The organism is Klebsiella sp. CN_Kp106 (genome assembly GCF_040064575.1).
Classification (GTDB): domain Bacteria; phylum Pseudomonadota; class Gammaproteobacteria; order Enterobacterales; family Enterobacteriaceae; genus Klebsiella; species Klebsiella michiganensis.
Window position 1 is genome coordinate 49,639 of the sequence record NZ_JBEAIG010000001.1, and the last position, 11,758, is coordinate 61,396.

The following is an 11,758-nucleotide window of genomic DNA, read 5'->3' on the forward strand; positions in this document are numbered from 1 at the left end:
TCCTCCTGGCCTCAGGCGTAAAGCGCCTGGTTTTCAACGGACGGGCTCAGCTCACGCCAGCGATGGCAACTTACCACGTGACGCAGCCCGGCCGGTTCGGTCGTCGGCTGGCTTTGCGCGCAGGCGGGGCGCGCGTGTGGACAGCGTTCGGCAAACGCGCAGCCCGGCGGCAGGCGCGAGAGATCCGGCGGCGAGCCGGGAATACAGTGCAGCGCGTCGCCCTTTTTCAACCCTTCTTTCGGCCGGCTGCCCAGCAGCACCTGGGTATAGGGATGGCGCGGACGATACAGAATCTCCTCGATCGACGCCTCCTCCACGATGCGCCCGGCGTACATCACCGCCACCCGGTCGGCGATCTCCACCGCCGCGCCGATATCGTGGGTCACAAATATAATCGACAGATCGCGCTGCTTTTGCTGCTCACGCAGCAGAATCAAGATCTGGATTTGCACCGTGGCATCGAGGGCGGTGGTCGGCTCATCCGCCAGCAGCAGTTGCGGGTTGCAGGAGAGCGCGAGGGCAATCATCGCCCGCTGGCGCATCCCGCCGGACATCTCGTGCGGGTAAGCATCCAGCCGCCGCTCGGGGCTCGGAATGCGCACCTGACGCAGCGCCTCCAGCGCCCTTTCCCGCGCCGCCTGCCGCGACAGGCCTTCATGGCGACGCAGCCCCTCGACAATCTGCTGGCCCACGGTATAGACCGGGTCGAAGGCCAGCAGCGGCTCCTGGAAAATCATCGCGCAGCGCGCGCCGCGGTAGCGCCGCAGCTGCCCGGCGCTCATGTTCAACACATCCTCTTCCCCGACCCTCAGGGTACCGGAAAGCACGCTGCTTTTCGGCGGGTGCAGCCGCATCAGGGCGCGCAGAGTGACGCTTTTCCCGGAGCCAGACTCGCCGATCAGCGCCATCACCTCGCCTTTTTGCACATCAAAGGAGACGCCGTTGACCGCGTTGACCGTCTGACCGTCGCGGCGAAACTCAACCCGCAGGTCACGGATATGGACGTAGGCTTCATGCGACATGGCTGACCTCCTGAATGGCGATATTTTGATGCCAGGGCGACGCGGGCTGCGCCATCAGGCAGGCGCTCTGGTGCCCCTCGCCGACGCTTTCGAGCGTCGGTTTCACCTCGGCGCACACCGCTCTGGCGTGCGGGCAGCGGGTATGAAAGCGGCAGCCGGAGGGCGGAGAAATCGGGCTGGGCGGATCGCCGCTCAGCGGCGAGGTTAAGGTGCGATTGTGCGGGTCCATCGACGGCATCGAGCTTAATAGCGCCCGGGTATAGGGGTGGGCCGAGGCGGTAAACAGCTGCTCCGCCGGGCCAATCTCCACCACCTCGCCGAGATACATCACCAGAATGCGGTCCGACAGCCAGCGCACCACGTGCAGATCGTGGCTGATAAACACATAGGTCAGCGCCAGCGTCCGCTTCAGCTCCTGCAGCAGCTGCAGCACCTGAGCTTCCACCGACTTATCCAGCGCCGAGACGGCCTCGTCGAGGATCACCAGCCGGGGCTTCATCGCCAGCGCGCGGGCAATATTCACCCGCTGGCGCTGGCCGCCGGAAAGCGCGTGCGGATAACGATGGGCAAAACGTTCCGGCTCAAGGCCGACGTGCGCCAGCAGATAGCGGGCGTACTCGCTGGCCTCTTTGGCGCTGACGCCGTGTACCCGCTGGCCGAACGCAATGCTCTCTTCCATAGTCATGCGCGGGTTGAGCGAGGCGTAGCTATCCTGGAAAACCATCTGCACCTGGCGGCGATACGCTTTCATCGGCAGGCGCGATGAGCCCACCTCCAGACCATCGAAGATCAGCTCCCCGCTGTCCTGCTTAAGCAGCTGCATCAGCAGCCGCGCGGTGGTGGATTTACCGCAGCCCGACTCCCCCACCACGCCGAGGGTTTCGCCTTTGATCACCGAAAAACTGACGTCGTCCACCGCCTGCACCACTTCGCGCGCTTTGCCGCCGCCGGCGGGAAAATGTTTCAGCAGATTGTTGACCTTCAGCAGCGGCTGCGCCGGTCCGCCGAGGTCGATATTGATAAAGGGTTGCATCGCTTACTCCTTAATCGCCATTGCCGCACGCAGGCGGTCCGCGAGGATATTGAACGAAATGGAGGTGATAAAAATCATCAGGCCGGGCAGCGCCGCTACCCACGGCTGGGTATAAATCGCCGTACGCAGGGTGTTCAGCATCAGCCCCCATTCCGGCTCCGGCGGGCGAACCCCGAGACCGAGAAAAGAGAGCCCGGAGGCGAGGATCATGCACACCGAAATCAGGCCGGTGGAGAAGACGAAAATCGGCCCCAGCACGTTGCCCAGCACCTGGACGCGAATAATGGTGAACGCGCTGGCCCCGGTGGCCCGGGCGGCGTCGATATAGTCCATATGCCGCACCTGCGCGGTGACGCTTTCGGCGATACGCGCCACCTGCGGCACGAACACCAGGGTCAGCGAGAGCAGCGCGTTACCGATGCCCGCCCCCAGCGCGCCGGAGAGCGCGATCGCCAGCAGCACCGAGGGAAAGGCGTAAAACACGTCCACGGTGCGCATAATCAGGGTGTTGGTTTTACCGCCCGCATAGCCGGCAATAATGCCGATCGCCCCGCCGATGAAAAAGGCGAACACCACCGGGACAATCCCCATAAACAGCGACAGCCGGGTGCCGAGAATCAGCCTTGATAGCATATCGCGCCCGAGCTCATCGGAGCCCAGCGGAAAGCCGTCGGCGCCAATCGGTTTGAGGCGTAAAAACATCGATGTTTGATACGGATCTTTCACGATTAGCCAGGGACCGAACAGCGCCAGCGCCAGCAGGATGAGAATGATCGCGCCGACGAATACGCCGCCCGGGTCGCGCAGCAGGCGGCGAAACACGCCGCGCCAGTAGCCTTGTCTGGCAACCGTCGCGGCAGAGACGGTAATGCCTTTGGTCGTCACGGTATCCACCATCGTCAGCTCCTCTTAATTCGCGGATCGAGACTGGTTTGCAGAATATCCACCAGCAGATTGAGCAGGACAAAGAACAGCGCCAGTACCCAGATGGTGCCCTGCAATAGCGGCAGATCGCGCTGGAAGATAGCGGTGTTCAGCAGCAGACCGGTGCCGGGCCAGGAGAAGACGGTTTCCACCAGAATCGAGCCGCCCATCAGATAGCCGACCTGCAGCCCCATCACCGCCAGCGCGGTCGGGGCGGCGTTTTTCACCACGTGCAGAAAGATCCGCGACTCGTTGAGCCCCCGGGCGCGCAGGCCGACGATAAACTCCTGGCTGAGAATGTCCGCCACCTGCGAGCGAACGGTGCGGGCGATAATGCCGGTCGGGATCACCGACAGCGTGAAGGCCGGCAGCAGCATAAACTGCAGGTGTTCCCAGTTCCACTGCCAGCCCACCTCGCCGATTGGCCCGCCGCCGGTCGCCGGCAGCAGCGCGAATTTGACGCTAAAAACGATGACCAGCAGCATCCCCAGCCAGTAGTGCGGTACGCTGACGCCAAACACGGATAGCACTGAGGCCAGACGGTCAATAATGCTGTTACGAAAGTAGCCGGCGACAAAACCGAACAGGCTGCCCAGCGCAAACCCGATCGCCGTCGCCAGCAGCGCCAGACGCAGAGAGTAGGTGACCGCCGTCATCACTTCATCGATGACCGGGCGCCCGGTGGCGACCGACATGCCCAGATCGCCGTGCAGCGCCCGCCATAGCCAGTGCACAAACTGCAGCGGCAGCGGTTTATCAAAGCCGTAGGCCTGCATTAAGGTCTGACGCAGCGATTCCGAAGCGTCCGGCGGCATCACCGATACCAGCGGGTCGCCCGGCGCTATCTGCACCAGCATAAAACAGATCACCGCCACCCCGAGCATGGTGGGGACGGCCAGCAGGATGCGATATAGCAGCGTATTGATCATCTCTTGCTCCCGTGTCGATTACTCTTTTTTGCTCACCAGGCTGAGGTCGATAAACCAGCTTTGCGGCTGTACCACACCGGTGACGGCTGGCGATATCGCCCTTGGCCCGACATCGTGTGCGACGAACAGGAACGGCACCTGATCGACCAGCGCGGCGTGCAGTTCACCCGCGGCTTTATCCATTTCAGCCGGGGTAAACGCATGTTTCACCGCCGCCGCCAGCTTTTCGGTTTCCGGGGTCGAGAAGTAGCCCCAGTTGGTCGCCACCGGCGGGAAGGCCTTCGCGGTGGAGAAGCGGATCATGCCGAAATAGGGATCGTTAACCGCGGCGCTGACGTTGATCGCGTCGATCCCTTTCGCCGACGGATCTTTCGCCCCGAGACGCCAGTTGGTAAACAGGGTGTTCCATTCGTTGACCTTAATGTCGACGTTAAAGAAGCAGCTTTTCAGGCTCTGCTGGATGTACTCGTTCATCGGCAGCGGCTGCATCTGCCCGGAGCCGGAGGCCGAGGTGGCGACCGTGACGTGCAGCGGTTTCCCGGCGCTATACCCGGCTTCGGTCATCAGCTTACGGGCGGTATCCGGGTCATATTTGATCTGGAAGGTGGGTTTACCGTGCCACGGGCTGCCGGCCTCGTAGACGCCGGTCGCTTCGGTCATATAGCCGCCGAGATAGCTTTTGAGCTCCGCGCGGTTCAGGCACAGGTTGGCGGCTTTGCGCACGCGAATATCTTTCCACGGCGAGCCCTCTTCGAAGGAGAACTGCCACGGCCACAGGTGCGGCTGGGTGTTGGCGTAGATTTTAAAGCCCTGGGCTTTTATCTGATCGACCGCGTCCGGGGCCGGGGCTTCGATCCAGTCCACCTGCTTCGAGAGCAGCGCCGCCGTGCGGGCGTTAGCTTCCGGCAGCGGGATCAGCACCACTTTGTCCACTCGCGGAATGCGATCTTTGTTCCAGTAGTCGGGGTTCTTATCGAGGATCAGCTGCTGGCGAGGAACCAGTTTTTCCATTTTGAACGGACCGCTGCCCACCGCGTGGGCGGCGAACTCGGTCCACGCCTGCTTACTACGCGCGGCGGCATCGCCGGCGTTTGCCGGCACCGCGTCATACAGCTTCTGCCACGCCGTCGGCGAAACGATAAACAGGTTGGTAAGGTTGTACGGCAGCAGCGCGTCCGGTTCGGAGGTGGTCAGCGCCACGGTGTGGTCGTCAATCTTTTCCGCGCCGGTCAGGGTCGGCATGCGTGAGAGGGTGTTGCCTATCTGGCCCGGGGCATACTGCGGCGCGGCTTTATTCAGCACCTTATCCACGTTCCAGACGATGGCATCGGCGTTGACCGTTGAACCATCGTGAAACTTAACGCCCGGGCGCAGGGTGAAAATCCAGCGGCTTTGATTTTGCGGGTCAACGTGCCACTCGGTCGCCAGCCCCGGCACCAGGCCACTGGGCTTTTCTCCCTGTGAGAGATCCCATTCAACGAGGGCGTCGTAGAGCGGAATGCCGGTGAAGCGATTGCCCTCAAAGCCCTGATCGGGCTGGCCGAGGGTCAAAGGGATATCGGCGGCGGTCATGGCGATCCGCAGGGTTGAGGCATTGGCCGGCAAAGAGGCGATCAGCGCCAATGCTCCGCTAACAGCAACGGCGAGATGGCATTTACGCGAAAATATTTTTTTCTTCAGCATCACATTGTCCCTGTTAAATAAAAGTCGCTATTTAACAGGCAAGATACATACCAGTTCTGAACGCGCGGGGAATAAGCGTGAAATGGCTTATAAAATAAGAATGACTTATATCATCTATATGATTTTATTTAAAAAATAGAATAACCTTATCTTTTTGCACCACCGGCGGGAATTCTGTTGCAGGATTGCACCAGCCTTACTTTCTTTTTAAAGGGATAATCACGTGGCGTTATTTTCTATAAATTAAATTCATGATGTCCGGCAGTTCATCAGTTTGAGGCGTTCTCTTCTATACCCGTCATACTTCAAGTTGCATGTGCGTTGGCCGCATTCGTTCACCCCGGTCACTTACCAAAGTAAGCTCCCGGGGATTCGCTCACTTGCCGCCTTCCTGCAACTCGAATTATTTAGGGTATATACTCCTTTATATAGAGAAAGAGGGAGTCGCCATGCCGTTACCTGATTTTCACCGCTCCGAGCCGTTTACCCTCGGTATCGAGCTGGAGCTTCAGGTCGTCAACCCGCCGGGTTTCGATCTGAGCCAGGACTCTTCCGCGCTGATTGACGAGGTGCAGGGCACGCTGAAAGCGGGCGAGGCCAAGCATGACATTACCGAAAGCATGCTGGAGATCGCCACCGGCGTCTGCCGCGATATCCACCAGGCCACCGCGCAGCTGAGCGCGATTCAACAGGCGGTGCTGCGCGCCGCCTCCCGCCATCATGTGCTGATCTGCGGCGGCGGAACGCATCCGTTTCAAAGCTGGCAGCGCCAGCAGATCAGCGATAACCCGCGCTACCTGAAAACCGTCGAGCACTTTGGTTACCTGGCGAAGCAGGCGACGATCTTCGGCCAGCACGTGCACGTGGGGTGTCAAAACGGCGATGATGCCATCTATCTTCTGCACGGCCTGTCGCGCTTCGTACCGCATTTTATCGCGCTGAATGCGGCATCGCCCTGGCTCGACGGGACCGATAGCGGCTTTGCCTGCTCGCGGCTTAACCTGTTTGCCGCCTATCCCGATAACGGCCCGATGCCGTGGGTGAATAACTGGCAGGCTTTTACCGGTCTGTTTCGCCGTCTTAGCTATACTAGCATGATCGACAGCATGAAGGATCTGCACTGGGATATCCGCCCCAGCCCGCGCTTTGGTACCGTCGAAGTCCGGGTGATGGATACGCCGCTGACGATTGCTCAGGCGGTGAATATCGCCGGGTTTATTCAGATCATCGCCTGCTGGCTGCTGACGGAGCGGCCGTTTAAGCATCAGCCCGAGGATTATCTGCTCTACCCCTTCAACCGCTATCAGGCCTGCCGCTACGGGCTCGATGGGATCAATACCGATGTTAACGGCGGCGAACAACGAACATTGCGCGAAGAAATTTTACAGCTGGCGGATAGGCTGGCCCCCAGCGCCCACAAGCTGAATGCCGGCAGCGCGCTGGAGGCGATTGTGCGCCAGGCGAAGCAGGATCGCAGCGAGCCGCAGCAGATGCGCGAGTTTGTCGCCAACGGCGGGTCATTGATCGGGCTGGTACAAAAGCACTGCGAAATCTGGACGGCGTAGCGGCGATAAAACGCTATACTGCACGCTTTCGTCGTCTGTCTGGAACCTGTCGTGCGCTTTTTCTCTCTTCTGCCGCTGCTGCTGTTATCCCTGCCCGCTTTCGCCAGCGGGAAGTGCTCGCTGACCGACCCGTCGCTGACGCTGCAAAGCTATACCGTTGATCCGCAGCGCGAGCGCATCGTGATGTACTGGCAAAAAGAGGACGGCAAAGCCTGGGGATCGCTGCGCGCCCTGCTGGCGGATATCGACCACAACGGACAGGTGCAGATGGCGATGAACGGCGGAATTTATGATAAAGCCTATGCGCCGCTGGGGCTGTATATCGAGAAAGGCAGGCAACTGACCCCGCTTAACCGTGCTTCCGGCGGCGGCAACTTTTTTATTCGTCCCGGCGGGGTGTTTTATCTGCGCGGGCAAAACGCGGGGATTGTCAGCATTGATAAATTCAGGCCGTCGCCGGCCATCCGCTACGCCGTGCAGTCCGGGCCGATGCTGATTGAAAACGGCAAGATCAACTGGCGGCTGAAGCCGTCCGCCAGTTCGCGCAAGCTGCGTAACGGCGTGGGCATCACCGGCGATGGCAAAGTGGTCTTTATGCTCAGCGCGCGCGAAACCAATTTCTATGATTTTGCCTGCTACGCGCAGTCCAGGCTCAACGTGCGCCAGATGCTCTATCTCGACGGCACCATTTCGAAGATGTACCAGAAAGGCGGCAGCGTGCCGTGGCAGTACCATCCGTTCGTCACCATGATCGCGGTGGAGAGCAGGTAGTCGGCAAAACATCGTCTGCGGGGAGTAGCCCGGGTAAGGCGTTTACGCCGCGACCCGGGATTTCCGGGCCCGGTGCCTGAGGGAGGGAGATTGGGTACCCGGACAGGCGTGGCAGCGCCGCCTCCGGGACGGTGTTGAGGGATTCCGTTCACTATTATCCCACAGAAAATATCTCACCGTGGTACGTGAACGGGTAAAGGGGGAGAAAACCGTCTCCCCCTTTACAATCCCCGCGGTCCCGCAAAGAAATCGGTGCTGCGCACTGCGCTCACCTCCCGGACCTCAGCCTGCGGTCGGCTCAACTCGACCTTACTCGTCCCATCCCTGGGACTCGCCCCTACGGGGCCAGCGCAAGCGCTGTTCAAAATTGCTCCAGGCAATTTTGTCGTGTCTCGATTCGCCTCTGTCCGCCATCCCTGGCGGCCAGCCCTTGTCTTCGGTCCTCCGGTTCGCCGATTTCAGCGGGGGCCAGGGCATCGCTGCATGACACGTTGTTTCAGAAACATATCCGCAGCGGCATGAAAATCTCCCGGAGGCGGCGCTGCCGCGCCTGTCCGGGCTACGGATTACCGGTAATCTGCGGCCCGGTAGCCCGGCTAAGCGCAGCGCAAGCCGGGAAGAAGCCACAGCAATACCACGTCGCGGCATATTCCCCGGGTTGCGGCGTAAACGCCTTATCCGGGCTACGGGTTATCGGCAATATGCAGTATTGTAGCCCGGACAGGTCCGGGCCACCTACATCCGGCGGTGGGCCCACTCGCGCAGCCGCTGGAACAGCACGTATAGCGAAGGAATAAATAAAATGCCGATTACCGTCGCCACCAGCATGCCGCTGAACACCGTGGTACCGATAATCCGCCGGCTCTGCGCCCCGGCGCCGGTGGCGAGCATCATCGGCACAATCCCGATGATAAAAGAGACCGCCGTCATCATTACCGCGCGGAAGCGGCGGGTCGCCCCTTCGCGGGCGGCGTCGACGATCGACATCCCCTCTTCGCGCTTCGCCCGGGCAAACTCGACGATCAAAATCGCGTTTTTCGCCGCCAGCGCGATCAGCAGCACCAGGCCTATCTGCACGTATACATCGTTGGCGTAACCGGCCCACCAGAGCCACAGCAGGGACCCACCGATAGCGAACAGCACCGACAGCATCACGCTCGCCGGCAGCGTCCAGCTCTCATACTGGGCGACGAGGAACAGCCACGCCATCGCTACCGCCGCCAGCACAATCCACACCGCCTGGTTACCGGTCTGCTGCTCCTGCCAGGAGATGCCGCTCCAGGCGTAATCATAACCGTGCGGCAGGTTCGCTTGTAAAATCTGCTCCATCACCGCCATTGCCGTCCGGCTGCTGACGCCTTCGGCCGCCGACCCGCTCACCGATACCGACGGGAACTGGTTATACTGCTGAATAAACGGCGCGCCTACCGTCGGCGTAATCGTCACCAGATTACTCAGGCGAACCCGCTCGCCGCTGTCGCTGCGCGCGTACAGCTCGCTTATCTGCTCTGCCCGCTCGCGCCACTGCATCTCGTTTTGCATCACCACGTGGTAGACACGATTGTTGATGCTGAAATCGCCGGCGCGGGTGCCGCCAAACGCGGTTTGCAGGCTGCTGAAAATCCTCGCCACCGGTACGTTCAGCCGGGCCGCCTGGTCGCGATCGACGGTGAGCGTCAGCTGCGGCACGTTGCTGCTCCAGGTGGTAAATACCCGGCTCAGCTGCGGGTACTGATTAGCCGTCCGCAGCACCTGATGCGTCACCTGCTCCAGCTCCGCCGGCGATTGTCCGGCCTGGGCCAGAATGCGTAAATTAAACCCGGAAGCGTTGCCCAGCCCCGGCAGCGTCGGCGGCGCAAAAGTCATGATCGTCGCCTCCGGTAGCCCCATCAGCTGGCCCTGCACCTTTTCCATCACCGCCTCCAGCGGCGGCCGCTGGTGCCAGTCCTTCAGCATCACCGAGATAAATCCGCCGTTTGAAGCGCTGGTACCGTTGAGAATATTAAAACCGGAGACCTGAATCACATCCTCAACCGCCGGATTCAACAACAGCAGCTCGCGCGCCTGGGCCATCACCGCTTCGGTACGCTCCAGCGAGGCGGCTTCAGGCAGCTGCACGCTGGCAAAGAAGTAGCCCTGATCTTCCTGCGGCAGAAAACCCTTTGGCATGGTGATAAAGCTAAACACCACCACCCCGGCCGCCGCCATCGTCGCCGCCAGCGCCAGCCAGGGGCGACGATTCATCCTCCCGACCAGACGCCCGTAACCATCGCGCACCGTATCCAGACCGCGGTTAAAACCGCGCCAGATGGCGGCTGGCTGCTGCGGCCGCGGACGCAGCAGCAGCGCGCACAGCGCGGGCGTCAGGGTCAGCGCCACCACGCTCGACAGCGTCACCGCCGTCGATAAGGTCACCGCAAACTGGCGATACAGCTCGCCGACGATCCCCGGCAGCATCGCTACCGGCACAAACACCGCCAGCAGCACCAGAGTTGTGGCGATCACCGGCCCGGCGATTTGCCGCAGCGCCTCGGCGGTCGCGGCGCCGCGATCCAGCCCCTCCGCCATTTTCGTTTCCACGCTCTCCACCACCACGATGGCGTCATCCACCACCATCGTCAGGGCGAGAATAATCGCGAACAGGCTCAGGGTATTGGCGCTGTAGCCCAGCGCATAAAGCACGGCAAAGGTGCCGATAAGCGACACCGGGATCGCCAGCGCGACAATCAGCGTCGCCCGCCAGCTCTGGAGGAACAGCGAAACCACCACCACCACCGCCATAAGGGTCAGCGCCAGAGACACGCCGATCTCTTTGATCGTCGCCGCCACAAAGCGGGTGGTATCAAACTTCACTTCCCAGGTGAGATCCGCCGGGAAACGCGCGTGCAGCCGGGTCAGCTCAGCGCGCACCGCGGTGGCGACCTGCAGGGCGTTGGCGGTGGGTGTCGGATAGATACCGAGATAGGCGGAATCTTTGCCGTTGAGCTGCGCGCCGGAGCTGTAGCTGCGCGCGCCCAGCTCAATGGTCGCCACGTCAGACAGGCGTACCAGCTGGCCGCGTTCGCCGCTGCGAACCACAATTTGCCCGAAGCCGGCGGCGTCGCTGAGTCGCCCGATACCGTTGATGGTCAGCGTCTGCTGCTGGCCGTTAAATACCGGCGGCGTCCCCACCTGCCCCGCCGCGCCCTGTACGTTCTGCTCGCGCAGCGCCTGGGCAATATCGTCGGTTGTGATATTCAGCGCGTTCATGCGGTCGGGGCGCAGCCAGATGCGCATGCTGTAGTCGCGCGCGCCGAACATCTGCACTTCCCCGACGCCGGGTAGACGCGCCAGCGCCTCGCGCACCTGAGTGCTGGCGTAGTTGCTGACAAACAGCGGCGATAGCGTGCCGAGCGGCGAATAGAGACTCACGCCCATCAGCAGGTTCGTCGCCCGCTTACGCACCTGCACGCCGTTCTGCTGCACGTCGGCAGGCAGCTGCGCCACCGCCTGCGACACGCGGTTCTGCACGTCGATCGCGGCTAAATCGGCATCGGTCCCGGCGGCAAAAGTCAGGCTCAGGCTGTAGGTCCCCTCATCGGAACTGGTGGACTCCATATAGAGCATATGATCGACGCCGTTGAGCTGGGTCTCCAGCGGCGCGGCAATGGCTTCCGCCACGTCCGCCGCGCTGGCGCCCGGCCAGCTGGCGCTAACGTTGATGACCGGCGGCGTAATCTGCGGATACTGCTCGACCGGGATCAGCTTCAGCGAGACCGCGCCGACAAAGGTCATCAGCAGGGCAATCACCATCGCAAAGCGCGGGCGACGGATAAAAAATGTGAGCATCGC

8 protein-coding genes are annotated in these 11,758 nt (G+C 61.5%); 2 read left to right on the forward strand and 6 right to left on the reverse strand.

Annotation, left to right across the window (positions count from 1 at the left end; genetic code table 11):
* Positions 1 to 11: 11 nt before the first annotated feature.
* Genes ABLU96_RS00215 through ABLU96_RS00235 form a run of 5 tightly spaced genes read right to left on the reverse strand, consistent with a single transcriptional unit; the run spans position 12 to position 5,591 of the window.
* Positions 12 to 1,022 (reverse strand): ABC transporter ATP-binding protein, encoded by a 1,011-nt coding sequence (locus tag ABLU96_RS00215; RefSeq protein ID WP_049101490.1) that lies wholly within the window; start codon positions 1,020 to 1,022, stop codon positions 12 to 14.
* On the reverse strand, positions 1,012 to 2,055 hold the full coding sequence (locus tag ABLU96_RS00220; RefSeq protein WP_004848592.1) for an ABC transporter ATP-binding protein: 1,044 nt from the start codon (positions 2,053 to 2,055) through the stop codon (positions 1,012 to 1,014). The genes ABLU96_RS00215 and ABLU96_RS00220 overlap by 11 nt, the downstream gene beginning before the upstream one ends.
* 3 nt (positions 2,056 to 2,058) lie before the next feature.
* Positions 2,059 to 2,952, reverse strand: a complete 894-nt coding sequence (locus ABLU96_RS00225) for an ABC transporter permease (RefSeq protein ID WP_014228319.1) — start codon at positions 2,950 to 2,952, stop codon at positions 2,059 to 2,061.
* A gap of 2 nt (positions 2,953 to 2,954) precedes the next feature.
* Complete coding sequence (locus ABLU96_RS00230) at positions 2,955 to 3,908, reverse strand: ABC transporter permease (protein WP_004848587.1); 954 nt, start codon at positions 3,906 to 3,908, stop codon at positions 2,955 to 2,957.
* 18 nt (positions 3,909 to 3,926) lie between these two features.
* A complete protein-coding gene (locus ABLU96_RS00235; protein WP_014228317.1) occupies positions 3,927 to 5,591 on the reverse strand; it encodes an ABC transporter substrate-binding protein in 1,665 nt (554 codons plus the stop codon).
* Between the two features lie 449 nt (positions 5,592 to 6,040).
* Here ABLU96_RS00235 and ABLU96_RS00240 point away from each other — a divergent pair, with 449 nt between their 5' ends.
* A complete protein-coding gene (locus tag ABLU96_RS00240; protein ID WP_049069797.1) occupies positions 6,041 to 7,156 on the forward strand; it encodes a YbdK family carboxylate-amine ligase in 1,116 nt (371 codons plus the stop codon).
* Between the two features lie 51 nt (positions 7,157 to 7,207).
* Complete coding sequence (locus ABLU96_RS00245; protein WP_064405519.1) at positions 7,208 to 7,927, forward strand: phosphodiester glycosidase family protein; 720 nt, start codon at positions 7,208 to 7,210, stop codon at positions 7,925 to 7,927.
* Positions 7,928 to 8,662: 735 nt separating this feature from the next.
* Here ABLU96_RS00245 and ABLU96_RS00250 read toward each other — a convergent pair.
* Positions 8,663 to 11,755, reverse strand: coding sequence for an efflux RND transporter permease subunit (locus ABLU96_RS00250; RefSeq protein ID WP_064405517.1), 3,093 nt, complete (start codon positions 11,753 to 11,755; stop codon positions 8,663 to 8,665).
* Positions 11,756 to 11,758: the final 3 nt, after the last annotated feature.

Coding starts and splice junctions, on each gene's coding strand:
- ABLU96_RS00240 (WP_049069797.1), top strand. CDS start 6,041: ATGCCGTTACCTGATTTTCACCGCTCCGAGCCGTTTACCCTCGGTATC.
- ABLU96_RS00235 (WP_014228317.1), bottom strand. CDS start 5,591: ATGCTGAAGAAAAAAATATTTTCGCGTAAATGCCATCTCGCCGTTGCT.
- ABLU96_RS00230 (WP_004848587.1), bottom strand. CDS start 3,908: ATGATCAATACGCTGCTATATCGCATCCTGCTGGCCGTCCCCACCATG.
- ABLU96_RS00220 (WP_004848592.1), bottom strand. CDS start 2,055: ATGCAACCCTTTATCAATATCGACCTCGGCGGACCGGCGCAGCCGCTG.
- ABLU96_RS00225 (WP_014228319.1), bottom strand. CDS start 2,952: ATGGTGGATACCGTGACGACCAAAGGCATTACCGTCTCTGCCGCGACG.
- ABLU96_RS00215 (WP_049101490.1), bottom strand. CDS start 1,022: ATGTCGCATGAAGCCTACGTCCATATCCGTGACCTGCGGGTTGAGTTT.
- ABLU96_RS00250 (WP_064405517.1), bottom strand. CDS start 11,755: ATGCTCACATTTTTTATCCGTCGCCCGCGCTTTGCGATGGTGATTGCC.